The sequence below is a fragment of the Agathobacter sp. LCP21S3_B2 genome (assembly GCF_052118705.1).
In the GTDB taxonomy this organism is placed as follows: Bacteria; Bacillota; Clostridia; order Lachnospirales; family Lachnospiraceae; genus Roseburia.
The window spans coordinates 112,050-138,553 of the sequence record NZ_JBQKGQ010000011.1 but is presented as its reverse complement, the minus strand read 5'-3'; the positions used below and the strand labels follow the sequence as shown (position 1 = coordinate 138,553).

At 40.4% G+C, this 26,504-nt stretch carries 26 protein-coding genes, 4 pseudogenes and 2 other annotated features; of the genes and pseudogenes, 25 read left to right on the top strand and 5 right to left on the bottom strand.

Annotated elements, in window-relative coordinates; all coding sequences use genetic code 11:
* Positions 1–111 precede the first annotated feature (111 nt).
* From ACTQ1L_RS09890 to yaaA, 13 genes and pseudogenes are all read left to right on the top strand, one after another.
* A pseudogene (locus tag ACTQ1L_RS09890) lies at positions 112–435 on the top strand (transposase); the annotation flags it as partial.
* 159 nt (positions 436–594) lie between these two features.
* On the top strand, positions 595–879 hold the full coding sequence (locus ACTQ1L_RS09885; RefSeq protein WP_441366873.1) for a hypothetical protein: 285 nt from the start codon (positions 595–597) through the stop codon (positions 877–879).
* A gap of 92 nt (positions 880–971) precedes the next feature.
* The gene (locus ACTQ1L_RS09880) at positions 972–3,731 is read left to right on the top strand and encodes a DUF3427 domain-containing protein (RefSeq protein WP_441366871.1); all 2,760 of its coding nucleotides are present in this window, start codon (positions 972–974) and stop codon (positions 3,729–3,731) included.
* A 4-nt stretch (positions 3,732–3,735) separates the two neighbouring features.
* Positions 3,736–4,122 (top strand): (deoxy)nucleoside triphosphate pyrophosphohydrolase, encoded by a 387-nt coding sequence (locus ACTQ1L_RS09875; protein WP_441366869.1) that lies wholly within the window; start codon positions 3,736–3,738, stop codon positions 4,120–4,122.
* Positions 4,123–4,136: 14 nt separating this feature from the next.
* Positions 4,137–4,694, top strand: coding sequence for a M48 family metallopeptidase (locus tag ACTQ1L_RS09870; protein WP_441366868.1), 558 nt, complete (start codon positions 4,137–4,139; stop codon positions 4,692–4,694).
* Positions 4,687–5,013: a multidrug transporter gene (locus tag ACTQ1L_RS09865; RefSeq protein WP_441366866.1), complete on the top strand. Its 327-nt coding sequence runs from the start codon at positions 4,687–4,689 to the stop codon at positions 5,011–5,013. Before ACTQ1L_RS09870 ends, ACTQ1L_RS09865 begins: the two co-directional genes overlap by 8 nt.
* Positions 5,014–5,017: 4 nt before the next feature.
* Positions 5,018–5,380 (top strand): VOC family protein, encoded by a 363-nt coding sequence (locus ACTQ1L_RS09860; RefSeq protein ID WP_441366865.1) that lies wholly within the window; start codon positions 5,018–5,020, stop codon positions 5,378–5,380.
* Positions 5,381–5,697: 317 nt separating this feature from the next.
* Entirely contained in the window at positions 5,698–7,044 is a 1,347-nt protein-coding gene (locus tag ACTQ1L_RS09855; RefSeq protein WP_441366863.1) for an ATP-binding protein, read from the top strand.
* A 419-nt stretch (positions 7,045–7,463) separates the two neighbouring features.
* Positions 7,464–7,664: a hypothetical protein gene (locus tag ACTQ1L_RS09850; RefSeq protein ID WP_441366861.1), complete on the top strand. Its 201-nt coding sequence runs from the start codon at positions 7,464–7,466 to the stop codon at positions 7,662–7,664.
* A gap of 251 nt (positions 7,665–7,915) precedes the next feature.
* Positions 7,916–8,077 (top strand): annotated as a pseudogene (locus tag ACTQ1L_RS09845) (DNA-binding protein); the annotation flags it as partial.
* A 191-nt stretch (positions 8,078–8,268) separates the two neighbouring features.
* Positions 8,269–8,478, top strand: coding sequence for a DUF6219 family protein (locus ACTQ1L_RS09840; protein WP_441366860.1), 210 nt, complete (start codon positions 8,269–8,271; stop codon positions 8,476–8,478).
* Positions 8,479–8,481: 3 nt separating this feature from the next.
* On the top strand, positions 8,482–8,937 hold the full coding sequence (gene bcp, locus ACTQ1L_RS09835; protein WP_441366858.1) for a thioredoxin-dependent thiol peroxidase: 456 nt from the start codon (positions 8,482–8,484) through the stop codon (positions 8,935–8,937).
* Positions 8,937–9,686: a peroxide stress protein YaaA gene (gene yaaA / locus ACTQ1L_RS09830; RefSeq protein WP_441366857.1), complete on the top strand. Its 750-nt coding sequence runs from the start codon at positions 8,937–8,939 to the stop codon at positions 9,684–9,686. The genes bcp and yaaA overlap by 1 nt, the downstream gene beginning before the upstream one ends.
* A gap of 132 nt (positions 9,687–9,818) precedes the next feature.
* On the opposite strand, the gene ACTQ1L_RS09825 is transcribed toward yaaA, so the two are convergent.
* A complete protein-coding gene (locus ACTQ1L_RS09825; protein WP_441366855.1) occupies positions 9,819–11,342 on the bottom strand; it encodes a 4Fe-4S dicluster domain-containing protein in 1,524 nt (507 codons plus the stop codon).
* A gap of 494 nt (positions 11,343–11,836) precedes the next feature.
* Here ACTQ1L_RS09825 and ACTQ1L_RS09820 point away from each other — a divergent pair, with 494 nt between their 5' ends.
* The 8 genes and pseudogenes from ACTQ1L_RS09820 (at position 11,837) to ACTQ1L_RS09785 (ending at position 15,525) form a co-directional block, all read left to right on the top strand.
* The gene (locus tag ACTQ1L_RS09820) at positions 11,837–12,475 is read left to right on the top strand and encodes a flavin reductase (protein ID WP_441366853.1); all 639 of its coding nucleotides are present in this window, start codon (positions 11,837–11,839) and stop codon (positions 12,473–12,475) included.
* Positions 12,476–13,018: a rubrerythrin gene (rbr, locus tag ACTQ1L_RS09815; protein WP_117947600.1), complete on the top strand. Its 543-nt coding sequence runs from the start codon at positions 12,476–12,478 to the stop codon at positions 13,016–13,018. It begins immediately after the preceding gene.
* A pseudogene (locus ACTQ1L_RS09810) lies at positions 13,019–13,153 on the top strand (lactate/malate family dehydrogenase); the annotation flags it as partial.
* A 173-nt stretch (positions 13,154–13,326) separates the two neighbouring features.
* A complete protein-coding gene (locus tag ACTQ1L_RS09805; RefSeq protein ID WP_441366851.1) occupies positions 13,327–13,725 on the top strand; it encodes a bacteriohemerythrin in 399 nt (132 codons plus the stop codon).
* A gap of 98 nt (positions 13,726–13,823) precedes the next feature.
* A pseudogene (locus ACTQ1L_RS09800) lies at positions 13,824–14,057 on the top strand (methionyl-tRNA formyltransferase); the annotation flags it as partial.
* Positions 14,058–14,113: 56 nt separating this feature from the next.
* Positions 14,114–14,332: a hypothetical protein gene (locus ACTQ1L_RS09795; RefSeq protein ID WP_441366849.1), complete on the top strand. Its 219-nt coding sequence runs from the start codon at positions 14,114–14,116 to the stop codon at positions 14,330–14,332.
* Between the two features lie 32 nt (positions 14,333–14,364).
* Positions 14,365–15,000, top strand: a complete 636-nt coding sequence (locus tag ACTQ1L_RS09790; RefSeq protein WP_441366848.1) for a lactate utilization protein — start codon at positions 14,365–14,367, stop codon at positions 14,998–15,000.
* Positions 15,001–15,297: 297 nt separating this feature from the next.
* Positions 15,298–15,525 (top strand): hypothetical protein, encoded by a 228-nt coding sequence (locus tag ACTQ1L_RS09785; RefSeq protein WP_012741106.1) that lies wholly within the window; start codon positions 15,298–15,300, stop codon positions 15,523–15,525.
* A gap of 35 nt (positions 15,526–15,560) precedes the next feature.
* On the opposite strand, the gene ACTQ1L_RS09780 is transcribed toward ACTQ1L_RS09785, so the two are convergent.
* The 4 genes from ACTQ1L_RS09780 to tyrS all read right to left on the bottom strand — a co-directional run bounded on the left by ACTQ1L_RS09780 (position 15,561) and on the right by tyrS (position 20,634).
* The gene (locus tag ACTQ1L_RS09780) at positions 15,561–16,355 is read right to left on the bottom strand and encodes an ABC transporter ATP-binding protein (RefSeq protein ID WP_015567990.1); all 795 of its coding nucleotides are present in this window, start codon (positions 16,353–16,355) and stop codon (positions 15,561–15,563) included.
* Positions 16,356–17,318 carry an ABC transporter permease gene (locus tag ACTQ1L_RS09775; protein WP_441366880.1) on the bottom strand — a complete coding sequence of 321 codons (963 nt, stop codon included), beginning with the start codon at positions 17,316–17,318 and terminating at the stop codon, positions 16,356–16,358.
* A 38-nt stretch (positions 17,319–17,356) separates the two neighbouring features.
* The gene (locus tag ACTQ1L_RS09770) at positions 17,357–18,361 is read right to left on the bottom strand and encodes an ABC transporter substrate binding protein (RefSeq protein WP_441366846.1); all 1,005 of its coding nucleotides are present in this window, start codon (positions 18,359–18,361) and stop codon (positions 17,357–17,359) included.
* Positions 18,362–19,407: 1,046 nt separating this feature from the next.
* Entirely contained in the window at positions 19,408–20,634 is a 1,227-nt protein-coding gene (gene tyrS / locus ACTQ1L_RS09765; protein WP_441366845.1) for a tyrosine--tRNA ligase, read from the bottom strand.
* 60 nt (positions 20,635–20,694) lie between these two features.
* Positions 20,695–21,012 (bottom strand) — a binding site (T-box leader).
* Positions 21,013–21,503: 491 nt separating this feature from the next.
* On the opposite strand from tyrS, the gene ACTQ1L_RS09760 reads away from it, so the two are divergent.
* The 4 genes from ACTQ1L_RS09760 (at position 21,504) to ACTQ1L_RS09745 (ending at position 26,451) form a co-directional block, all read left to right on the top strand.
* Positions 21,504–22,091, top strand: coding sequence for a manganese efflux pump MntP (locus ACTQ1L_RS09760; protein ID WP_055224271.1), 588 nt, complete (start codon positions 21,504–21,506; stop codon positions 22,089–22,091).
* Between the two features lie 106 nt (positions 22,092–22,197).
* Positions 22,198–23,166, top strand: coding sequence for a calcium/sodium antiporter (locus ACTQ1L_RS09755; RefSeq protein WP_441366843.1), 969 nt, complete (start codon positions 22,198–22,200; stop codon positions 23,164–23,166).
* A 102-nt stretch (positions 23,167–23,268) separates the two neighbouring features.
* Positions 23,269–23,513, top strand: a binding site (T-box leader).
* A gap of 159 nt (positions 23,514–23,672) precedes the next feature.
* Positions 23,673–25,694: a methionine--tRNA ligase gene (gene metG / locus ACTQ1L_RS09750; protein WP_441366878.1), complete on the top strand. Its 2,022-nt coding sequence runs from the start codon at positions 23,673–23,675 to the stop codon at positions 25,692–25,694.
* 199 nt (positions 25,695–25,893) lie between these two features.
* The gene (locus ACTQ1L_RS09745) at positions 25,894–26,451 is read left to right on the top strand and encodes an NUDIX hydrolase (RefSeq protein WP_441366842.1); all 558 of its coding nucleotides are present in this window, start codon (positions 25,894–25,896) and stop codon (positions 26,449–26,451) included.
* Positions 26,452–26,504 lie beyond the last annotated feature (53 nt).

The following is a 26,504-nucleotide window of genomic DNA, read 5'->3' as shown; positions in this document are numbered from 1 at the left end:
GGCAGGGGTATGGATATCCTGACGATGAGTATTTCTTTTTAAAACTCATTGATATGAGCAGAGTTGATTATGTGAGGAATCCTAAATCCCATAAGTTTTGTGATTGAGCCACAGTTTCACAGTGAAATCAAGACAGATATGGATGTTGAAAGACTTCCATCCGGCAAATTTGATACAAATGAGCTGGTTCTTGAATTAACTGTGCTTGCGTATAATATTTTGCGACTAATAGGTCAGGAGTCGCTAAAAAGCAAGCGAGCTCCTAAAACAAAACACCCTGTCAAAAGAAGACGTATCAGAACCGTGATAGGGAATCTGATTCAAATTGCTGGACATATAACAACCCATGGGCGACGGATTGTCCTGGCAATTGGCTGCAGTAATGTGTGGCGTCATGCCTTTATGGATGTTTATAATCGTTTTGCTCTGGCCTAAAAACATAAAACAGAAAAAGGCTTGTTAAGGTGCGTCATTTTTGCGCTTTATAGGTTGAAAATAGATATAAATTACGCAACAAACAGGAATTGTGTACTTGAATTCGGTGTAAAGCAATGAATTACATCTATTCTAAGCAGTTCCTGTAAAAAAATAACTGTGTTTCACGGATTCAGGATAAAGTATATAAATTCAATTGGAGACGCAAAGATAGACGAAGTGCTGGATGACTATATTGCATTTTACCAAGATAGATTGGACAGAGGGTTACAGGTCGATAGAAGTACCTGTCCGTATAATGATGAGATGCTTAAGGATAGGAAAGCTATATGTAGAAATATGCTTACAAATCCTTTTGAAAAGTTTGAGAGAAAAAGATTTTTGTATTATTCAAAGGATCTGAGTGTTATTTCCATGAACCATGCGTTATATAGCCAGATGTAAGATTCGGACTGGGAGAGAATACGAAATCAATTACAGGAAGATATTAAAAATTACTATTCAGAAATGGGTGGAATCTAAAGGAGGTAGTACCTTTGGCAAATCAATTTTTGACAAATTATACAGAAACGACATTTCTAGACAAAATTAAAGATAATCTGAGACATTGCAAGTCTTTTGATTTTTCGGTTAGCTTTATTAAGAAGGCTGGCCTAGTTTTGTTGTACAAAGATATTGAAGCTGCGGTGGAACGTGGTTGTAAGGGAAGAATTATTACTTCAACATATCAGAATTTTACAGACATTGAGTCTCTTAAAAGCTTCTATTCTTTGATGAGGAGATGTCCAAATTTTCAGTGTCACTTAGATTATGAGAGTTTTCATGATACTGGTTATGCAACACTTGGATATCATTCCAAAGGGTATCTTTTTGAGTTTGATAATCATAGAGAGCTGGTAGTCGGATCTTCTAATATTACCAGATATGCGTTGCTTAAAAATATTGAGTGGGATGTATCTGTGGCAGATAGTTTTGAGCCAGGGGTGTTTGATGAGGCTTTGAAAGAATTTGAAGAGAAGTGGGAAGCAACAGAGCTGCTTAATGCAGAACTTATAAATAAATACGCTACAAAGCTAAATTTTGCGATTGAGCGCTGGGATATGGATTATGATCTGTCCGCATCTAAGATTAAGCCTAATTATATGCAGAAGAAGGCTTTAAAGGAGCTGAACAGATATCGAGCAGTGGGAGTAAATCGAGCTCTTACGATAGCTTCAGCAGGTAGTGGGAAGACATATCTTGCAGCCTTTGACGCACTGAACTTTAATCCAAGGAGACTTTTGTATATTGTTCATGAGGGATCAATTCTAAAGAAATCTTTGGAGACATTTCAGGAAGTGTTTGGAAAGAATGTGTCATATGGTATTTACAGTGGTACAAGCAAAGAGTCGGATGCAGATTTCGTCTTTGCAACGAATATTACTATGTGTAATACTCTGGAATTATTTTCTAGGGATGAATTTGACTACATCATAATCGATGAATGTCATCATGCCACTGCAGAAACATATAAGAAAATAATAGGTTATTTTGAACCGGAATTCTTGCTTGGACTTACTGCTACGCCAGAACGATTAGATAACCAAGATGTTTTCGAGTTATTTGGTCATAACGTGCCATATGAACTGAGACTTCGAGATGCAATTGCAAATGATCTGGTAGTCCCGTTTAAATACTATGGTATTCGAGATAAGCTGGTTGATTACGGTCTGTCTGGAAATGATGAGCGAAGAATGATCGCACAGATGGCAAAAGAGGATCATTGTGATTTCATAGCAGAGCAGATAGAAAAGCATCGTCCACAGGGTAAGCTGAAATGCCTCGCGTTCTGTAGAAATGTTACCCATGCCCGTATGATGTGTGAGGCACTTGGTGAAAGGTATACTACTGCATATCTGACCGGAAAGAATGATATTGGCGAACGTGTACGTGCGTACAATGATCTTCAGAATGATGCGCATGCGCTGGAAATATTGTTTACGGTTGATATTTTGAATGAAGGTGTGGATATACCTGGGGTAAATATGGTCCTGTTTTTAAGACCGACAGAATCTACAACTATATTTATTCAGCAGTTAGGACGTGGACTTCGAAAGTATACGAACAAGGAATATGTGACTGTACTTGACTTTATTGGAAATAGCTACAAGAGAAGTGTTCAGATTGCTTTTGCATTAGGCTCTTTATCAGAGAATTTTGTTATGGAAAAGCGTCTGATGGCCTCTTTGGTAAAAGATGATTTTACAGCACTTGGACTGGAAGATTATGGCGTAGAGATACACATTGATGATTTAAGTAAGGAAGAAATTCTTGAGTATATTGATAAAGAGAATTTTAATGCTATCAAATATCTTAAGCAGGATTATTTTAATTTTAAAAAATATATTGGAGCAGAATTCTATCCTCGCCACGTGGATTATATCAACAATGATTGCGCCCCTGATTTGATTCGGTTTATGAGTGTAAAGATACATGGAAGAAAGAATTGTAGTTACTATAACTTCCTTAAAGGAATTGGAGAGGAAAATTTGCCTATATTCACAGAAGAACAAGTGTCTTTTGCAAACTATTTATCGGGGTTGTTGCCTCTTGTTTGGACTTATGAGTATCAAATTGTATCATGCTTATTACGAAATATTAGTTCTCTAGAACGTGTAAAAGAAGAAGTCGCTAATTCTGTTGGTGAATTTAATGAGATCGAATTTTTTCATGCAATTTCATTTATGCAGTACATAGAAACAAAGAATGATTGCCTTTCTATACAGGTGTCTATGGATGAAGAATTTGCGGAATATTTGGATGATTTGATCAAGTATGGACTAACACAATACACTATTGACAATGGCGAAGAGACAGGGTTCAAATTATGGAAGAATTATAGAATGGATCAAGTGCAGCTTAGATTACTTAAGAACCCTGGCAGTAATCAAAAAGGAACATATTATTATGATGATTTTGGAGTAATATTTGCATCATTAAAGAAAGATCTTGATGAGGCACATAAGCTTAATTATAAAGACAAATTCCTTGAGAAGAATGTATTTCAGTGGGAAACAATTCATGATATTTCAGAATCTGAATTGCAGAAACAAAAGAATTGTAAATATGTTTATTTGTTTGTAAGAAAAGTAGAAAGTGAAAATGGTATTACCTTGCCACATACATACATTGGAAAAGGGGTACTTACAAATCCAAGAAAGACAGATGGAAGTAATGGAACATATATCTACGATATTAAGATGGAAAATGATTTGCCGGAATACCTTCAGTACGATTTTGGATTAACAAAGGAATGAGAATATGAAAACAATTCGAGTAGTGGCTGCGGTGATTTTGTCTGAAGGCAAAATATTTGCAACGCAGCGAGGTTATGGAGATTTTAAGGGTGGCTGGGAATTTCCAGGAGGGAAGATTGAAGATGGTGAAACTCCAGAGGTAGCTCTTAAGAGAGAAATCTCAGAAGAGCTGGAGACAAGAATAAGAGTTGGAGAACTGATTGATACGATTGAGTATGATTACCCGAACTTTCATTTGTCGATGGATTGCTTCTGGTGTGAAATAGTAAGTGGCAAGTTGGTGCTCAAGGAGCATGAAGCTGCAAGATGGCTTGATAAAGAGAATCTATATAGTGTCGAGTGGCTTCCAGCAGATGTATCGCTTATAGAAAAGATAGCAGTAAAACTGTAGGAAGGAGTATGCCAGTGGAAGTTACGGTAATAAAATCAAATAGAAAAACTGTGGCTATCCAGGTGAATTCTGATTTGTCGGTGACACTACGGGTGCCAAGGCAGGCAACTCAGAGGGATATACAGAAAATCCTTAAAGAAAAGGAAACATGGATTTTAAAACATATCGAGGAAATTAAGCAGAAAAAGGCAGCCTTTGATGCTTCTGCTCCAGAGAGACTGACAAATGATGAAATACATGAGCTTGCAGATAAGGCATTAAAATATATCCCAGAGAGAGTGGCATATTTTGCAAAGCAGATAGGTGCCACCTATGGACGTATAACGATTCGTAATCAGAAAACTAGGTGGGGAAGTTGCAGTAGTAAAGGCAATTTGAATTTTAACTGCCTATTGATGCTGGCACCATCAGAAGTTATTGATTATGTAGTAGTTCATGAACTGTGTCATAGGAAAGAGATGAATCATTCCAAAGCATTTTGGAGTGAAGTAGAGAAAGTGCTTCCTGATTACAAAGCTCAGGTAAAATGGCTGAAGGATGAAGGTGGCAATATTATGAGAAGGAATGGGTAAAATGGTTGAGATTTCAAAAGCGGATTGGAAGCTTTTCCGAGAACGAATTGGTAACTGGCAAGAACGCTATATGGAAAAGTTGTCTAAGGAATATGTGAAATTACTTACTTCTCCTGGAAATGCATCAGATCATTTCTGGGAATTAGAGAAAAGAATAAAGCAAGATAAGAAGCATCCAGGTGTATTGATAGAAATGAATAAGGGTGAGGCCATCTGGGATATTGCGATACTTGTAAAGAAGAAGGTAATTACGATGGATGATTTGGAAGGTTTTAGTGAGAATCTGATTGAAGATGTAAAACTTATATTGAGCAGGTGATGAAATGAGACTGAAAAATGTTCTGATTGTAGTTAATGATATGGACAGAGCAATCAGATTTTATAAAGAAATATTTGGTATGCAGGTAATTTTAGATCAGGACGGTAATGTGATTATGTCTGAAGGCCTTGTGCTGCAGGATGCAAATATATGGCAGCAGTTCCTGGATAAAGAGCTAACTCCAAAGAATAATATGACAGAGCTATATTTTGAGGAAAATGACATTGAAGGCTTTGTAAAGAAGCTGGAAGAATCTGATTTTGAAATAGAATTCGTCAACAAGTTGATGACGCATTCATGGGGTCAAAGGGTTGTCAGATTTTATGATCCGGATGGGAACCTTATTGAGGTCGGGACTCCGATGTAGGAAATGTAGTGAGGATAATAATGAAGGCGAGATATATTATTCTAATTATTGTAATTTCTCTAATTGCTGTGGAGGAGGTTTTTGCTACTTTGAATGGTAAGATTATGATTAAGTAATGTTAAAGATGACTGTTACAGAGGTCACAGAAGATTAAATAAAGTTAGGCTGGAATTCATAATTGGATTCTGGTCTTTTTTGTTTTGCAAAAAACGGGGCAAAAACCATGAATTAAAACCTGAAAAACGGGGCAGAATACAATAAAAACAATTGCAAAAACGGGGCAATATGATGTATGATGTATCTGGAGGTGAAGTCTTGTGTTTAGAAAAGATTCAATTGCAGTAAAAGAATGGTTAGAAACTTCGAATAAAGCACTTTTAGTTACAGGTGCAAGACAGATAGGGAAGACTTGGCTTATTAGGGATGAAATAGATAAAAGTGGATATAAACGATTTGAAATCAATTTTATAAATCAGCCCGATATGGTAAAGTATCTCAATGCAGAAATGAGTGCGGAGGATTTTCTTGTAAAGCTTAGATTGATAATGCCTGAGGAATGTAAGCCTCATGAAACAGTTGTATTCTTAGACGAAATTCAGAAGTGTCCAGAAATTATTACAAAAATAAAATTTTTGGTTGATGAGGGAAGCTTTAAATATGCTATGAGTGGATCTTTACTAGGGGTAGAACTAAAGGGTATAGCATCCGCACCGGTTGGATATTTGAGAGTTTTGAAAATGTATCCTATGGATTTTGAGGAGTTTATGATAGCAAATGGGGTTTCGACGACGACTCTGAATATGCTTAAGGATTGCTTTGATGAGTGTAAGCCTGTAGATGATTTCGTTCATGAAAAGCTCATGTCGATGTTTTTTGTATATTTGATTGTGGGCGGTATGCCGGATGCAGTTAAAAAATATATAGAAACAAAGGATATTCGCGAAGTTGATAAAATTCAGAAGGATATCGTGGATTTATATAGAGTTGATTTCTCACAATATGAAGAAGAAGATAAAAAGCTTAAGCTTAAATCTATATATGATATTATTCCGGCAGAGTTAAATAAGCAAAATAAAAGGTTTGTATTTACAATGCTTGATAAGGAATTAAAGTTTGATAGATATGAGAATAGCTTTTTATGGTTAAAGGATGCAGGTGTTGTAATACCGGTCTATAATGCAGAGGCTCCTCTGATTCCTCTTAAGGCAGGCAAGAGTAGTAATGTTTTTAGACTTTTTTCAAGTGATATTGGACTGCTTACAAGTGCTTATCCTGCAGAAACAAAAATGGAACTGATTAGTAAAAATGGTGAGGTAAATAATGGGGCACACTTCGAAAACGCAGTTGCACAGCAATTACTTGCTAATGACTTTGATCCATATTTCTGTAAAAAAAGCAAGGTTGGAGAGTTGGATTTTCTTATTGAACTTAGCGGAAAAGTGGTACCTATTGAAGTGAAGTCTGGTAAAGGGTATAAGTCTCATAAGGCACTGGATAACTATATGAATATAGAGGATTATCATCTTGAAAAGGCATATGTATTTTCTACCTTTAATGTTGAAAAGGAAGGTAAGATTATCTATCTTCCAATTTATATGAGTTATCTTCTTAAAGAGCCTAAAATCGATCAGTTAATAGTTGACTTAGATATTTCCGGGTTATAGATTGTGACAAATAGATTTCGTGAAAAGATAAAATTTTGATTTAAAATAAGCAATGAAGAACTTATAATGTTTATGTAGCATTTTGTCTGTATTTTTTTCGGACAATGCGAAACGTTTATAATTGTCCATGATAGATGTGGAGAAAATGGTTTGCCACAATGAGGACACATCGATTCTATATCATCATGGAGCATCACGGATATCTAAAAAAGCATTTCAGCAAGCCAAAACGATTATCACGGATAATCACGAAAGCAACGATTCTTACTTACTTCTATCCTGAGGTTACTGTGGAGAAGATGAGTTCATATCGGAAGAAGCATTAAATGATATCGCATAGGCACAGGAAATGTGGTATACTGTGCCTATGTAAAAAGAATGTGTTTTACAAATCGGTATTTGTAAAGGAGGACAAGTTAATGATAAAAAAAATAGCCATTGTACCCTATGTAACTAATGGGAGAAATTCACAGGTTGGACATGATGGACATTTTAATATTTTTAAAAAAAAGAGAAGTACTGTATTAAAAGAAAATTTACAGTCTGTAATTAAAGCAAAAAATTGGGAAGCGGAAGTAATTGTTGATGTCAATCACGGAGATTTACAATCGCTAAAATGAGAAGGAGTAAACTTGTTTTTAATTCCAGAAGATGTTGCTAGGTATATAGACTACAGCAGTGTTAGTAAGGATGAGTGTTTCAAATTAACACATGGTGAATATGAAAGCGGAAATATAGATAGAGTAGTGAAATACATAGAAGAAAATTGAAACATAATCTCTTAGAGGAGCTTATCAAATTCAAGTTTGTCTGACTCACAACAATTTAATATCAAACTAATACAAGCACTTTAGCCAATATGGTTAGGGTGCTTTTTGGCGGAGTTTCAGGAGATGCGGATAAAGCAGTAGAAGCTTTTATCAATGATACGCTTGATTATAATCCGGATGTGAAGTGTTCTCACCATGAGCACAACCATGGGGAAGGACATACGTGTGGTGAGCATGGATGCGGAAGCCATAGCTGCCATTAAGAGGAATAAAAAAATACAACACGAAAGGATGCGTCAAGGTAATGCCAGAATTATCGTGATACATCCTTTTGTATTTGGAATGATTATTTTTCTTTCCCTACTTGTCGAAAGTAATGGATGGAATGTATAATATTGTTAATGATCCAGAGATATTTATTTTGGAAACAGCTTAATCAATTTGGAGGTATAAAATGAAAGCACATAAATATTGGTCAATCGGAGCAATAGTTACAATGGTTGGAACTTTTTATACAGGATATAAAGGGTTAAAAGCAGCACACAAATACTTTGCATTTGGCTCTCTGATATGCATGATTATGGCAGTCTATTCTGGTCATAAAATGATTTCATGTAATAAAAGAACAAGAAAACAGGTGGAAAATACAAAAGCGGAGGAATAGTAAATGTTAGAGTTAGGAAAAAAAGCACCGGACTTTGAATTGCCGGATCAGAATGGAGAAATGCATAAATTAAGCGATTATGCAGGAAAAAAAGTAATCTTATATTTTTATCCAAAGGATAATACACCAGGATGTACGAAGCAGGCATGTGGCTTTTCTGAGCGTTATCCACAGTTTACTGAGAAGGGAGCTGTTATTCTCGGAGTAAGCAAGGACTCTGTAGCGTCTCATAAGAGATTTGAAGAAAAATACGGACTGGCATTTACGCTATTAGCAGATCCGGAGCGTAAAGTTATTGAAGCATATGATGTCTGGAAAGAAAAGAAAAATTATGGAAAAGTATCTATGGGTGTAGTAAGAACTACATATCTTATTGATGAGCAGGGAATCATTATAAAGGCAAATGATAAAGTCAAGGCGGCAGATGATCCTGAAAATATGCTTAAGGAATTGACATAATGAAGATTATTTTATCACCTGCAAAAAAGATGATTGTAGATACCGATAACTTAGCACCGGTTGAACTGCCTGTCTATATTGATAAGACAGCAGAAGTATTAAACTGGATGAAAAGCAAATCAAAAGAAGAACTGAAAGCTATCTGGAAATGTAATGACAAAATTGCAGAGCAGAACTTTAACAGATTGAAAAATATGGATCTTTATAACAGGCTTACTCCGGCTGTTTTAGCATATGAAGGGATTGCATTTCAATATATGGCACCATCTGTGTTTGAAATCCAGCAGTTTGAGTATTTGCAAAATCATTTAAGAATCTTGTCTGCGCTTTATGGCATTTTAAAACCAATGGATGGTGTGACTCCTTATCGTCTTGAAATGCAGGCAAAGGTTGGAATTGGAGATGCAAAAAATCTGTATGAGTACTGGGGAGAATTGTTATACCGCTCAGTAATCGATGACAGTAGGATTATCATAAATCTTGCATCAAAGGAATATTCTAAATGTATAGAAAAGTATCTTACACCTAAGGATAAATATATTACAATTTCATTCTGCGAACAGGCTGGAAATAAACTGGTAACAAAAGGTACTTATGCTAAGATGGCTCGTGGTGAGATGGTTCGATTCATGGCGGAAAATGATATTGAAAATCCTGATGATATAAAAAAGTTTGACAGGCTTGGTTATACATTCAGGCCTGATTTATCATCAGATAGTAAATATGTTTTTGAACGCAAAATAGCATAATTATTTTAAGTTATCAAGAGAATATAATTTAAAAATAATAACTATTACTAATTTTATATTATAAGATAACCTGTAATAAAAAAGAGGACATATGGATTTATACATATCCATATGTCCTCTTTTTTATTGATATTAATCTACAAGCTTGTCAAGTTCTTTGATATACTCAGTTTCGCTTGAGGTTTTATGAGTAGACTGTTTTGCATATAATCCGACAGAAGTCTGTGATTTCTTAATTGCCTGCATGGTTCCAGCACCGGCAACACAACCTCCAGGACATGCCATACCTTCAAGTAGATATCCGGGATACTTGCCTAGAGTTGCAAGTTTAAGGAGCTGACGGCATTCCTTTAAACCTTCTGCATTTGCTACCTTTATCTCCTGATCCGGATGATCACGTTTTATAACATTAACAACAGCCTGTGCCACACCTCCTGCGACTGCAAAGTTTCTTCCGTCTGTTGAAGCATCGCTGACACCTGCAGGATCTTCCTCGATGTTTTCAAGGTCCACATGCTTTGCAGAAAAAATACCGGTCATCTCTTCAAATGTGAGGACAAAATCCACTTCACTTCGTACACTGCGTCGCATAGCTTCAAGTTTTTTGGCAGCACATGGTCCGATAAATACCACGCGCGCATCTGGATTATGTTGCTTTATAAGGCGTGCAGTGAGTGTCATAGGTGTAAGTGCCATTGAGATACATTTTGTATGCTCAGGGAAGAGTTTTTTAGCCATGACTGACCATGCCGGACAACATGAGGTTGCCATGAAAGGAAGTTCATCCGGTACCTCTTTTAGGAAGTCCTCGGCCTCCTGCTTGGCGCAGAGGTCTGCACCTATAGCTACTTCAAATACATCTGCAAAACCAAGAGCCTTCATGGCTGCACGTAGCTTTCCGGGAGTAACTTTTGGACCAAACTGTCCAACAAATGCAGGAGCAACTGCAGCATAGACCTTTTCACCGGACTGTATAGCTCTGATAGTCTGGAAAATCTGGGATTTATCAGCAATCGCACCAAAAGGACAGTTGACAAGGCATTGTCCGCACGAAACACACTTGTCATAATCGATATTTGCTTTGCCGTTTTCGTCAGAAGAAATGGCATCCATGCCACAGGCCTTTGCACATGGACGTTCCTGAACAATAATTGCATTATATGAACATACGCTTGCACAGCGTCCACACTTTATGCATTTTTCCTGGTCAATTACAGATTTTCCGGTTGTGCGATCCAGCGATACAGCATCTTTTGGACATACCTCCATGCATGGATGAGCCAGACATCCCTGACAGCCGTCTGTAACATGTACTCTTTTTTCAGGGCATGCATTACAAGCAAATTTTATAACATTGATAAGAGGCGGTGTATAGTAGGTTTCATCTTTGTCGGCAGCCTCTATTCCATCTGATATAGGTGAATGCTCTGCAGCACTGCGGTAAGGCAGACCCATTGCCAGACGAAGCCTCTCTCCGACTATAGCACGCTCCAAAAATACATCGTTCCTGAAATTTCCTTTTTCGCCAGGAATAATCTTGTATGGAAGAGCTTCCATACGTTCTTTAACAGGCCATTCTGTATGATAAGCCATACGTGCAACCTCAGTAAAGATTTTATGTCTGATTTCCTGAATTCGGGTTTCGACACCTCTCATTATTGATTCCTCCTTATAAAATAAAATCTCAATTTTCCTTATTGTATCAGATAAAATAAGCAGTCTCAATAAATAGGCTGTACTTTTTATGATACATAAATACTAGTACAGCGAATAATAAGTAATTGATACATTGACCGGTCTGCGATTCCGATAGCACATGCCAAAAAGCCTTGACGTAGCCCGCTACGCCTGCGTTTTTTGACATGCACTCTCGAAACCGCATCTTCGCTCAATGTATCAACAACTTAATTTTCGCTGTACTAGATAATTAATGAATTTTAAACCTGATTTTTTGCGTTTCCTTGAAAATAAAGGATAATATTAAATTTTTATAATAGGAATGATTGCTGTTTTATATTGACCAAAGTACTATAATACTATATAATAATTATGATCAATTAATCCTAATTAATTAAGAATAAATGGCTATTTAGAGAATATCATTTAAAATAAATGGATAAGATAAAGGGAGAAGATAAAGGGAGGAAAATATGGATAGGAAAGCAATGTATAAGCTGAGTTATGGATTGTTTGTACTGACTGCAAGGGAAGATGAAAAAGACAATGGATGTATTATTAATACAGCCATACAGGCAGCTTCGGAACCAAACCAGTTAAGTATCTGCGTCAATAAGGCAAATTATACGCATGATATGATTCAAAGAACCGGAAAATTTACTGTATCAGTCTTAAGTCAGAAGGCACAATTTGAATTGTTCAAACATTTTGGCTTCCAATCAGGAAGAGATACCAATAAGTTTGAAGCATTTGAGCAGTGTGCCAGGGGCACGAATGGTATTTATTATATTACAGAAGGTACAAATGCATACATTTCTGTGACAGTTACTAAAACAGAGGACTTGGGTTCACATACGATGTTTATCGGTGAGATAACCGATATGGAAGTTTTAAGCAATGTTCCTTCAGTAACATATGATTATTATCAGAATAATATTAAGCCTAAGCCACAGGAGGTTGGAAAAGCAGAGGACGGTCAGACAATATGGCGTTGCAGAATTTGCGGATATGAATATGTAGGCGAGGAATTACCGGATGACTTTATATGTCCTTTGTGCAAGCACCCGGCATCAGATTTTGAAAAAGTAGTAAAGAAAACGGAGGTAAAATAGATGGCAGCAAACAAATATGCAGGAACACAGACAGAGAAGAATTTACAGGAGGCATTTGCAGGGGAATCACAGGCAAGAAATAAGTATACCTATTTTGCTTCTGTAGCGAAAAAGGAAGGTTACGAGCAGATGTCAGCATTGTTTTTAAAGACTGCAGATAATGAGAAAGAACATGCAAAGATGTGGTTCAAGGAATTAGCAGGAATTGGTGATACAAAGGAAAACCTGGCGGCAGCGGCAGAAGGCGAAAATTATGAGTGGACAGATATGTATGAAGGCTTTGCTAAAACAGCTGAGGAAGAAGGATTCCCTGAGCTTGCAGCAAAATTCAGGGCAGTAGGTGAGATTGAGAAGCACCATGAGGAAAGATATCGTGCACTTCTTAAGAATATTGAAACTGCACAGGTATTTGAAAAGAGCGAAGTTAAGGTATGGGAATGCCGTAACTGCGGACATATTGTGGTAGGAACTAAGGCGCCTGAAGTATGTCCGGTATGTAATCATCCACAGAGCTATTTTGAAGTACATGAAGAGAATTATTAAGGAGAAGCGATGGATATCAGTCATGGTATTCCATTTGCGAGTCCGATGAAAATATATGCCGGAGATTATGATGATGTGGCTGATGCTGCAATTGTTGTCATATATGCCGGAGCGGGACAGAAACCGGGAGAGACCATATAAGAAAGGTTTTGTTGATTCTGATATTTCCAGGAAAATTAGGGAATGTTTTGGTGGAATCTAACATTAAAAACGAGAAAATATAGGAAATTCATGAGAAATGCATTTGCCTATTATGAATAGTATTGAACAGGTTCATAAAACAAATAAACTGAAAGTAGGATTAACTTATGTATGAAATGAAACCAGAATATTATATTGGTATAGATATGATAGACGAAGAGCACAAGCAGTTATTTAAATATGCAGATGAGGCATATGAACTGCTTCATGATGAGTTTACACCTGATAAATATGATAGGATTGATATAATATTAGAAAATCTCCGAAATTATACAGTAAAACACTTTAGTGATGAAGAGCAGTATATGGAATCTATTAATTATAAGAAGATATTTACACAGAAAGTTCAACATCAGGAATTTATACATAAACTTGATGAATTTATGGCACATCACAATGATGAGGTAGAGGATCAAAATGAACAGATTATGGGAATTTTAAAATATCTCACAGAGTGGTTAGTTAATCACATTCTGTATGTCGATGGTCAAATTCCAAAAGGCTGATATAGTAATAAAGACTGTTATTTTTTTAGAGAGTAGCAGCCTTTTTTATTTTGAATATAAAATATGACACATATACTTGACAATATGCATACATGGATGAAATAGAGCCTTTATTTGAGGAGCAGGTTGATTTTGATACATTCTCAAAGTCAGACTTCCGTGTTGTAAAGGTAAAAAATTGTGAGGCAGTACCTAAGAGTAAGAAGCTTCTTAGATTTACACTTGATGATGGAACTGAGAATGAGAGAACGATTCTTTCAGGAGTACATGCTTTTTATGAGCCAGAGGAACTTGTTGGAAAGACATTATTGGCAATCGTAAATCTTCCACCAGCATATTAAAGTATTTTGATATCCGCAGCATAAATTCGGCAGATGGTGTGTATTGCGTGGATATAAGTGGAATAATGGCATACAGCCTGAATAAGAATTATGTCTGCAAGGTTACAGGAAAGGATAATGCCTGTATTACAGAGCTGACTTATGGTCCGTTCAGCTATGCGGAGAAGGTGGTTGATAGTGGAAATTCATCCTCTGAATTAAAGAATTTGATGAATGCACTATATTGGTATTGGAATATGGGAGAATCATTGAAAAAAGTATCATAACAGCAAGTTTAGAGAGAAAAGAGGTTTACACTATGGATGTCAGAAAAATGAGAAACGAATTACTGGGAAAGCGTGTTGTAGCGGCACTTGAGTCGCGCAACATGGAGGCTTATTATGTAGAGACAAAGGAGGAGGCTGTTAAGAAGGCTCTGGAGCTGATTCCAAAGGGCAGCTCAATCAATATGGGCGGTGCCACATCGGTGAAGGAGTGTGGTCTGTATGAGGCCCTTTCAAACGGAGAATATCAGTTTTATGACAGGGACAAGGTGTCTACGCAGGAGGAGAAGCAGGAGATAGCGTTAAAGGCATTTACATCGGATTATTTCCTTGGAAGTGTCAATGCGATGAGCGAGGATGGTGTATTTATCAATATTGACGGAAATGCAAACCGCGTGGCAGCATATGCTTACGGACCGAAGCATGTGCTTCTTATAGTAGGCATGAACAAGGTCGTAAAGACCGAGGCAGACGCTATGAGCCGTGCGAGAAATGAGGCAGCGCCTATCAATGCACAGCGCTTTGGAATCGACACACCATGCTCTAAGAACGGCACCTGCTTTGACTGCAAGAGCCCGCAGTGCATCTGCTGCCAGATTCTGACCACACGCTTTTCAAGGGTGAAGGGCCGTTTCCAGATTATTCTGGTGGATGATAATCTGGGCTTTTAATATTTAATGATATGAGGGTCAAAAGGTATTTTGACCCTTTAATCATTTAATGCGCTTGCGGCTTGCAACTGTGGATGTATTGAATAGTTACGAAATAGTCAGAAATTCCGGATATTTTTATGCATTATACGGAAAGAAAACATACGGAAACGGAACATGCGGAAGGAAAGCATATGGAAACGAAATATACGAAAAGGAAGCATACGGAAAGGAATATACGGAAACGAAACATACGGTCAGGAAATACACGGACAGGAAACATATGGATAATAAACATGCAGAAAGGAAGCATACGAAATGGGATATTTAATCAGTGAGACAACAAAAGAGGAGCGCGAGGCAATTGTGGCTGAGTCGCTTGGCAATATCGAGGCCACCTGCGATGGCTGCATGTCGGGGCTTGCCGAGATGTATCAGGACTATATTGACGGAAAGAAGGAGCTTCGTGAGATAAATATGGAGTTCAACGCCAGGTATGTACACGGAGAGGATATGCCGGGGCGAAGCGGCTGCGGATATAAATAAAAAACGTGCAACCCTTTTGGGCTGCACGTTTTTTATTATCCTAAAAGTGCTTTATCAGAAGCAAATTCCTCGCCGGAAACCTCCTCAAACTTCATGAGCAGATCCTCCACAGTGAGGTTTTTCTTTTCCTCGCCTGAGATATTAAGGACAACCTGTCCGTTATTCATCATGATGAGTCTGTTGCCGTGAGCGATGGCATCACGCATGTTGTGTGTGACCATCATGGCTGTCAGGCTGTTCTCCTTGATGATTTTGTCTGTGAGAGTGAGCACCTTCGCGGCTGTCTTAGGGTCGAGGGCAGCGGTGTGCTCATCCAAAAGCAGCACCTTCGGCTTCTGGAGTGAAGCCATAAGCAGTGTAACAGCCTGACGCTGTCCACCTGAGAGCAGACCAACTTTTGAGGTCATTCGATCCTCGAGTCCCAGGTCAAGCTCCTTTAAAAGCTCGTGGAAATGCTCCTTTTCAGCCTTTGTGATGCCCCAACCAAGACCACGGCGCTTTCCGCGGCGCGCTGCAAGTGCGAGGTTTTCATCAATCTGCATGGTTGCGGTAGTTCCTGTCATTGGATCCTGGAACACACGTCCCAGAAATGATGCACGCTTAAACTCAGGAAGTCCTGTGACATCTACTCCATCGATGAGAATTGAACCATCGTCTACAGGCCATGTGCCTGCAACGGCATTGAGCATGGTCGATTTTCCGGCACCGTTTCCACCGATAACAGTGACGAAATCGCCCTCCTCAAGCTTTAGGTTTACACCATTAAGGGCATGCTTTTCATTGATTGTGCCCGGATTGAAGGTTTTATGTACGTTTCTAATCTCTAGCATTTATTTGCCCTCCTTTGCGTTAAGTGCTACGGCAGAGCGCTTACCGGCCTTTTTGAAGGAGGCCTTGCTCTTGCCCTTCAGGTAAGGCACCGCAAGGAAAATTGCCACGATGATTGCAGTGAAGAGCTTTAAGTCATCACTTGGCATCTGCAGCCACAGAACGATTCCGATTACAATGTAGTAAACAATTCCACCAAATATGACAAAGATAAGCCTTCCCATGAAATTCATGTGCTTTCCGAGGATTGCATCGCCTAGCACCTCACCGATGATAACTGCGGCAAGACCGATGACGATTCCACCACGGCCCATGTTTACATCGGAAAAGCCTGAGTACTGTGAAAGCAGGCCGCCTGAGAGCGCTACAATTGCATTTGAAAGCGCAAGACCGATGAGCTTCATGTTGTCGATGTTGATACCCTGAGCCTTGCTCATTGCAGGGTTGCAGCCTGTGGCACGGATAGCAGAGCCCTGCTCTGTTCCGAAATACCAGTAAAGCACCGCGATAATTACAACCGAGAAAATCACACCGACAATTATCGCATGTGTCAGATTACGCGATGAAAGCACCAGATTATATTTATCTGCGCTAAGTGCCTGGTTGGCGTGGCGCTGCATGATATTTAAGTTGATGGAGTATAGCGCTATCTGTGTAAGTATTCCTGCCAGAATCGGAGGAATGCCGAGCTTTGTATGTAAGAGACCTGTGCAGAGTCCTGCGAGCAGACCGGCAATACATGCGCAAAGCAGTGAAACCCAGATATTGTAGCCGTTAATCGTCATCATAACGGTTACGGCACCACCTGTTGCAAATGAGCCATCAACCGTCAGATCTGCGAAGTCCAGCAGTCTGAAGGTGATGTAAACACCGAGTGCCATGATGCCCCATATCAGACCCTGGGCTATATTGCCCGGAAGGGCATTGGTGAATGCAACCGGATTTAAGGTTGCAAAATAATTCATTAGAATCATTTTATTAAATACCTCCATAGTGCAGCTGTTTATTCAGCTGAGATTTCCTCATAGCCGTCCGGAACTGTAATTCCAAGCTCCTTGGCGCGGTCCGGAAGGTACTCCTTAGTGAACTTAGGAGCGCTCTTAACCTCCATAGTTTTGATGTCTGTACCATTTACAAGGATATCGTAAGCCATCTCACCTGTTGTGTATCCAAGGTCATAGTAGCTGATAGAAAGTGTTGCCACACCACAGCCCTTAGCGATTCCTTCCTCGCCAGCGAAGATAGGTTTCTTAGCCTGTGAAGCTACATTGTTGATAGCCTCTGTACATGAAGCAGCAGTGTTGTCAGTTGGGATGTAGATTGCATCAGATGCATCACATGCGCTCTGTGTTACTGCAGCGACATCATTTGAATCAGAGAAGGTGTACTCTTTTACAGTGTATCCCTCGTCCTCAAGGTATTTGGTAATAGTTGTTGACTGGTAGATACTGTTTGGCTCAGATGAGCAGTAGATGATACCGATGTTCTTTGCATCCGGGAAGAGCTCCTTGATGCATTTAGCCTGCTCATCGAGTGGAGCGAGGTCTGTAGTACCTGAAATATTCTTTCCTGTAGTGCCTGACCAGTCTGACATATCAAGAGCTGTAGCGTAGTCTGTGATAGATGTTCCGAGAATCGGAATAGAGTCTGTAGCTGCTGAAGCGGCCTGAAGAGCTGCTGTGGCATTTCCAAGGATAAGGTCATAGTCGTTTGTGACGAACGTGGTGCAGATTGTAGAGCATGTAGAAGCATCTCCTGCGGCATTCTGCTCGTCAAAGGATACCTCGTCTCCGAGCTTGTCCTTTAATGCGTCCTCAAAGCCCTTTGTAGCGGCATCGAGAGCCTCGTGCTGTACGAGCTGGCAGATACCTACCTGATATTTGGCATCTGAGTTCTTACCTGACTGTGTGCCACCGTTTGCTGAACCGGAATCTCCACATCCGGCAAGTGAAAGTACCATTGTTCCTGCGAGAACAAGTGAAGCTAAAATTTTAGATCTCTTTTTCATGATAATACCTCCTTTTGTCAACGCTTTAAAGCGTTGATGTATCAATTAGGTAAATTATATTAACTTATTAATAAGAAGTCAAGGGAAGATGAGGAAAAAGTGGGGCTTATGGTCTCCATTTGTTTGATAGCATCATGAAAATATAAATAACAGGCTATATTTTTGAGCTGATTTGGGAATTTCAGTGGTTTCAGCTACTTTTTCCATGGTCTTTTCCGGATTTTGGGCTAGGTTGGGGAGCTGTTCTGGGAATTTCAGCGGATTCAGCTACTTTTTTATGGATTTTTCTGGCTGTTTCGCTTGGTTAGGGGAGCTGTTTTAGGAATTTCAGCAGTTTCAGCTACTTTTTTATGGAATTTTCCGGCTGTTTTGCTGTGATTAGGGGAGCTGTTTTGGGAATTTTAGTGATTTCAGCTACTTTTTCCAGAAATTTTCCAGCTTTTGGGCTAGGTTGGGGAGCTGTTTTAGGTATTTCAGCAGTTTCAGCTACTTTTTGAGAGAATTTTCCGGCTGTTTCGCTGTGGTTAGGGAGCTGTTTTGGGAATTTCAGTGGTTTCAGCTACTTTTTCCATGGTCTTTTCCGGATTTTGGGCTAGGTTGGGGAGCTGATTTGGGGATTTCAGCAGTTTCAGCTACTTTTTTATGGATTTTTCTGGCTGTTTCGCTGTGGTTAGGGTAGCTGTTTTATGGATTTCAGCGGATTCAGCTACTTTTTTCCAGGAATTTTCCAGCTTTTGGGCTGGATTGGGGAGCTGTTTTAGAAGTTTTATGGATTACAGCTACCCAAGGCCTGCCTGCTATTAACATATGGCTATTGTACATTATGCTAATTTAGTGTGGGGAATATTATGCTAAAGAGTAAAAATGATGGTTCATATTGAATTTGCGGAGAGGGTATTGGAACAGAACAAAAAACGGTTTAAGGGTAAGCTGATTATACGGTTACATGCAGCAGTGAATTTGTGCCGTATGGATTTCCGCAGTAAAATTATTAAAAAACTTCGCATTGAAAGAAATCATCTTAAAATGCGAAGTTTTTTACGTAATTATTCAGCTATAACCTTGGCAAATTTCTTTTTACCACGTCTGATAATGAGACCCTCGCCCTTGAAATCGTCGAGAGTATATTTGGTAGAGATATCAGTTACCTTCTCATCTGAAACGGAAACACCGCCCTGCTGGATATTTCTGCGGCCGTCTCCTCTTGAATCGCAAAGTCCTGCTTTTACGAGAACAGAGATGATATCAAGCTCTCCGTCAGGGAAGTCCTCAGCTGTAACGGTAACGGTAGGCATATTTGCATTGTTGGCTCCGCCTGCGAAAAGTGCATGGCTTGCCTCTTTAGCCTTTGTGGCTTCCTCCTCACCGTGAACAAGCTTGGTAAGCTCGAATGCCAGGATTTCCTTAGCTTCATTGAGCTGTGCGCCCTCCCAGCTTTCCATCTTGTCAATTTCCTCGAGAGGAAGGAAGGTGAGCATTCTGATACATTTAAGGACATCGGCATCAGAAACGTTTCTCCAGTACTGGAAGAACTCGAAAGGAGTAGTCTTGTTAGGATCAAGCCATACTGCACCGGACTGTGTCTTGCCCATCTTCTTGCCCTCAGAGTTTAGGAGCAGATTGATTGTCATAGCGTATGCGTCTTTTCCAAGCTTACGTCTGATAAGCTCTGTTCCACCGAGCATGTTGCTCCACTGGTCATCTCCACCGAACTCCATGTTGCAGCCGTATTTCTGGAAAAGTGTGTAGAAATCGTAGCTCTGCATGATCATGTAGTTAAACTCAAGGAAGGAAAGACCCTTTTCCATACGCTGCTTGTAGCACTCAGCTGTAAGCATACGGTTTACTGAGAAATGAGCACCAACCTCGCGGAGCACATCCACGTAGTTTAAGTTCATCAGCCAGTCAGCGTTGTTTACCATGATAGCCTTTCCCTCGCCAAAGTCGATGAAGCGGCTCATCTGTTTCTTGAAGCACTCTACGTTGTGGTTGATAGTCTCTGTTGTCATCATCTGGCGCATATCTGTACGTCCTGATGGATCACCGATCTGTGCTGTACCTCCACCGATAAGCACGATAGGCTTGTTTCCGGCCATCTGAAGTCTCTTCATAAGGCAAAGCGCCATGAAGTGTCCAACGTGAAGGCTGTCTGCTGTAGGATCAAAGCCAATGTAGAAGGTAGCCTTTCCGTTGTTTATAAGCTCTTTGATTTCTTTTTCGTCTGTTACCTGCGCGATAAGACCGCGGGCAACTAATTCGTCATAAATTGTCATGATTTTCCTCCTGAATAAGTTGAATTTGTATTCTGAAAAATAAAATATCCCCCTCATCCATTTAAGGACGAGGGGGATTTCTCGCGTTACCACCTTAATTTGCATCCTGCTCGCACAGGAATGCCTCCGTGAGTTGTCACACATTATTCGACATAATATATATAGTGAAAATAGCCGATTCTGCTAACACTCCGGCACTATAACGTGTGCCAATACGTTGCAGCTTATTAATCGAACCGGCGATATTTAACCATCCGGTATGACGTTCGGTGCAAAGCTCCGGGATGTATTCCAGATCTGTTTTCCTTGCGCCTCTCACCTGCCGGCAGCTCTCTGTAAGTATTGCAGAAATGTACTTGTTCCCATCAAAGCCTGTTGAAATGTAATTGTGCCTCAATTGACGATATTATAGCCGTTTAAGAATGGATTTGTCAAGTGACAGGTAAGAAAATAAATCGTTGCTGGTCACGCTGTTAGGTGTGAACAGTAACCAGGTTAGCTGATACTTACAAAGATTAGCGGTAAAATACATTGACACAGCCAATGTCATTTGATATATTTTTTAGAAGCAAAGGCGATTAATTAAATACACACTACCTCTGAGGGAGTAGTTCGCGTATTCTTAAATATACGTGGTTTGTCAACAGACCGGTCAATAGACCTGGCAAACATTAAAGAATGAGACTCAAGTATGCAGCACACAATAAAGCTATATAAGCCATAAATTATAGCTTTATAAAGTTTCGTGTCTGCATGCGAGGGTCTCATTTTTTCATAGCTGATCACACTGTTAGGTGTGAACAGTAACGCATTCATATGCTTATCCGGGAGAAATTAATCGCCGCACACTAGGCAAAAGGGAGAAAAATATGGTATTATTTATCGAAATCCTGCTCATAGGAGTAGGTTTGTCAATGGACGCCTTCGCAGTATCCATCTGCAAGGGACTTGGAATGACAAAGGTAAACAGAAAGCAGGCGCTGACAATCGGTCTGTATTTCGGAGGCTTTCAGGCGCTCATGCCGTTTATCGGCTATATGCTTGGCATCCGGTTTGAGAAGTACATCACAAGCATTGACCACTGGATAGCATTCATTCTGCTGGGCTTTATCGGTGGCAAGATGGTTTATGAGGCAGTGAAGGAAAAGGATGATGACGCGGTCGTGGAAAAAGACCTGGCGCTCAATCAGGGAGAGATGCTTCTGCTTGCAATTGCGACAAGCATCGATGCGCTTGCAGTCGGAATTATGTTTGCATTTACCTATGACAGCTTAAACATCTACTGGGCTATTGCAATCATCGGATTTACAACCTTCGTGCTCTCAATCATCGGAGTCATAGTCGGAAACTTTTTCGGCAATAAATATAAAAAGAAATCAGAGATAGCCGGAGGAATCATTCTCATACTCATAGGCGTGAAGATATTGCTTGAGCACCTGGGAATTATAAGCTTTTAATGAGCGTGTTATGATATGACAGAAACTGTGGCTGGGATATTACATTTCAGATACTATAAGAAATGAAATAATATAGAATACAAAAATAAAAAATGGAGGAATCAACATGGAAAATTTCATCAATAATGCACCGTTTATAGTGGTGCTGCTCTGCCTCATAGTGGGCTTTGTGTTTTTGGTAAAGGGCGCAGACCTGTTCGTGGAGGGCAGCTCAAACGTGGCAAAGCGCTTCAAGGTGCCGTCGCTTATCATTGGACTGACAATTGTTGCGATGGGAACCTCACTTCCTGAAACAGCGGTCAGTGTGGCAGCATCAATAGCACACAACAATACGCTTGCAGTCAGCAACGTGACAGGCTCAAACATATTTAACCTCATGGTAGTAATCGGTGTGTGCGCTTTGATGACACCGGTCGTGGTGGACGGAGCATCCTTAAAAAGGGACTTCCCATTCTCGATGATATGTGCCATTTTACTTCTTGTCATGGGAACAATCGGCATGATACTCGGCAGAGCGGACGGAATAATACTGCTCGGCTGCTTTGCAGGATATATTTTCTACCTTATCAGACACACATTAAAGCAGAACAGGCAGTCATCAGATGAGGAGGTCGATGAGATACCTCTCATCTCAATGCCAAAAGCAGTGATTTTCATTCTAATCGGAGCTGTCGGCATCGCAGTAGGTGGAGATGTCGTAGTAGACAGTGCAAGCCGCATAGCGATTGACCTTGGAATGAGCCAGACACTCGTCGGACTAACCATCGTATCTATCGGAACATCACTTCCGGAGCTTGTGACATCAATAGTCGCAGCCAGAAAAAACGAGGTCGATATGGCACTCGGAAATGCAGTCGGCTCATGCATTTTCAACATACTCATGGTGCTCGGAATTGCATCAGCCATCAGCCCGATAGCATTCATACAGGAAAATATCATAGATATTATAGTGCTTGTGGTATTTTCACTCATCGTGTGGATTATGGCATGGACAAAGCGTGAGATAAAAAGAGGCGAGGGCATCATCATGCTGCTAATGTATGCGGCATATACAGCGTATATTATTATACGATAGGGTAAAACAAGATTAAAATAGATAAAAACAGATAAACTTATTCTTGTTGAATTACAACAGTTGACAATTTAAAAGCCACATGCTACTCTAGAAATGTATGAGATAAAAGCGACGAAAAAGAGAGTACTTTTATGGCAGATTTACAGAGAAATCCCACACAGGCTGAGAGGGGATGACCTAAAGTAGGAGGAACATGGCTTTGGAGCAGCAGTATCGAACCATTGGCTAGATACTGACAGGAACCGCCTGTTATAGCGGAAAGAGGCGCAGCAGAGCCGGCAAAAGATGCCGGATGATTTTGATAGCTGCGTGAAGAGAAGTGGTACCACGATATAATCGTCTTCTTGGGAGTTTTCTCCTGAGGAGGCGTTTTTTAGCGTATAAAAGAAGTATGATGAGCATAAAGAATGTGCTTTATGCGAAATCAGACGGCATAAGTTATGTATTTATACGCATTTTGAGAAAAACAGGAGGAAACTAAATTGGCAAACAAAGGTAAATATTACATGACAACAGCCATTGCGTACACATCAGGCAAGCCACATATCGGAAACACATATGAGATCATCCTTGCAGACGCAATCGCCAGATACAAGAGAGCAGAGGGATACGACGTATATTTCCAGACAGGAACAGATGAGCACGGACAGAAAATCCAGGAAAAGGCTGAGGCAGCCGGAATTTCACCGAAGGAGTATGTAGATCAGATTTCAGGTGAGGTAAAGAAAATCTGGGATCTGGTAAATTCATCATATGACAATTTTGTCCGCACAACAGATGAGGACCATGAGAAATGTGTAAAGAAAATCTTCAAGAAGCTTTACGATCAGGGCGACATCTACAAGGGCTCATACGAGGGACTTTACTGTACACCATGTGAGTCATTCTGGACAGAGTCACAGCTCGTGGACGGAAAATGCCCGGACTGCGGACGTGAGGTACAGCCTGCGAAGGAGGAGGCATACTTCTTCAAGATGAGCAAATATGCAGACAGACTCATCGACTACATCAACACACACCCTGATTTCATCCAGCCGGTTTCAAGGAAAAACGAGATGATGAACAACTTCCTGCTTCCGGGACTTCAGGATCTTTGCGTATCGAGAACATCATTCAGCTGGGGAATTCCGGTAGATTTCGATCCAGAGCATGTAGTGTATGTATGGCTTGATGCCCTCACAAACTATATCACAAAAATCGGCTACGATCCTGACGGATCATCAGAGCTTTTCAAGAAAAACTGGCCTGCAGATCTGCACCTTATCGGAAAAGATATCGTGCGTTTCCACACTATTTACTGGCCTATTTTCCTTATGGCGCTTGACCTTCCGCTTCCAAAGCAGGTATTCGGACATCCATGGCTGCTTCAGGGCGGTGACAAGATGAGTAAGTCAAAAGGAAACGTTATCTACGCAGACGATATGGTCAGACTTTTTGGCGTGGATGCCACACGTTACTTTGTGCTTCATGAGATGCCATTCGAGAACGACGGAATCATCACATGGGATCTTGTAATCGAGAGATTCAACTCAGACCTTGCGAACATACTCGGAAACCTCGTAAACAGAACAGTTTCCATGAGCAATAAATACTTTGACGGCATTGTAAAGAGCACAGGCGCAACAGGCGATGCAGATCAGACTGCCATTGACGCAGATCTTAAGGCTGTTGTTACCGGCACAAGAGATAAAGTGGCAAAGAAAATGGAAGGACTTCGTGTGGCAGATGCCATCACAGAGGTATTTGCACTTTTCCGCCGCTGCAACAAATACATCGACGAGACAACACCTTGGGTGCTTGCAAAGGACGAGGCACAGCAGGATCGTCTTGCTGAGGTGCTTTACAACCTTACAGAGTCAATCACAATCGGAGCAAGCCTTCTGCATTCATTCCTGCCGGAGACAGCAGAAAAGATTGTAGCACAGCTTAACACAACACTCCGTGATTTCGATGACCTTGACCAATTCGGTCTCTATGAGAGCGGCACAAAGGTTACAGACAAACCTGAGATCCTCTTCGGCAGATTAAAGGCAGAGGATGTGATGCCTGAGGTAGAGAAAATTCAGGCAGCACAAAAGGCAGAGTTTGAGGCTGAGCAGGCTAAGCTTGCAGCAGTAGAGGGTAAGGAAGCATGTGGCTGTGGCGCAGGTGAAAATGCCGCAGACGGTGCAGACCTTGAGCCGATGGATGTGGAAGCAAAGGAAGAAATCACATTTGATGATTTCGAAAAGCTCCAGTTCCAGGTTGGTGAAATAGTAAAATGTGAGGCAGTTGCGAAGTCAAAGAAGCTTCTCTGCTCACAGGTAAAGATTGGAAACCAGACAAAGCAGATAGTATCAGGTATCAGAAAGTACTATTCTCCTGAGGAGATGGTAGGCAAGAAGGTAATGGTTCTCGTAAACTTAAAACCGGCTAAGCTCGCAGGTGTTTTATCAGAGGGAATGTTACTCTGCGCAGAGGATGCAGAGGGCAATCTCGCACTCCTGACACCGGAGAAGCCAATGCCGGCAGGAGCACCTATCGAATAGGACGTAAGCGACGAGAAGTACAAGATTTAAGGCGAATATGAAATTGTGCTTGCATAATTTCATATTTGGCTAAATCGAAGTTCGGCGACCGCCGAACCATCCCGGAAATTCTTGATTTCCGGGATAGGTACTTCAATCAGAAATAAGCTATCATATATCTCAAAAAATGCACTTTATTGAGCCGGGAAAGGAGTCTCATATGGAATATTTTGATATAGTGGACGAGCAGGGAAATCCAACAGGACAGACCGTAGAGCGCAAGCAGGCGCACAGAAACAATATACTTCATAGGACTGCGCATGTCTGGATAGTCAGACGCTGTGGAAATTCCATACAGATACTTTTACAGAAAAGGTGCATGGAAAAAGACTCCTTTCCGGGCTGTTATGACATATCAAGTGCGGGACACATACCAGCCGGTGTGGACTATATACCGTCTGCGCTCAGAGAGCTTAGGGAGGAGCTGGGCCTGACAATAGAGCCCGAACAGCTTATCGACTGTGGACTGCACAGGCACCATGCAGACGAGGTGTTTCACGGAGAGAGATTCCTGGACAACCAGATAAGCAAGGTATTTCTTCTGTGGCTCGATGTGGACGAAGCGGATATCACGGTGCAGAAGGAGGAAATCGACTCTGTAAAGTGGTTTGACTACGCAGAGTGTAAGCAGGACGTAATAGACGGCACGATTCCAAACTGCATAGATGTGGCAGAGCTTGAGATGCTTGAACCACACTTCGATTCGAAGATGGAATAAATAATGGAATAAATATAGGATAAACATAGCTCTAAATTATATGAATATGCTAG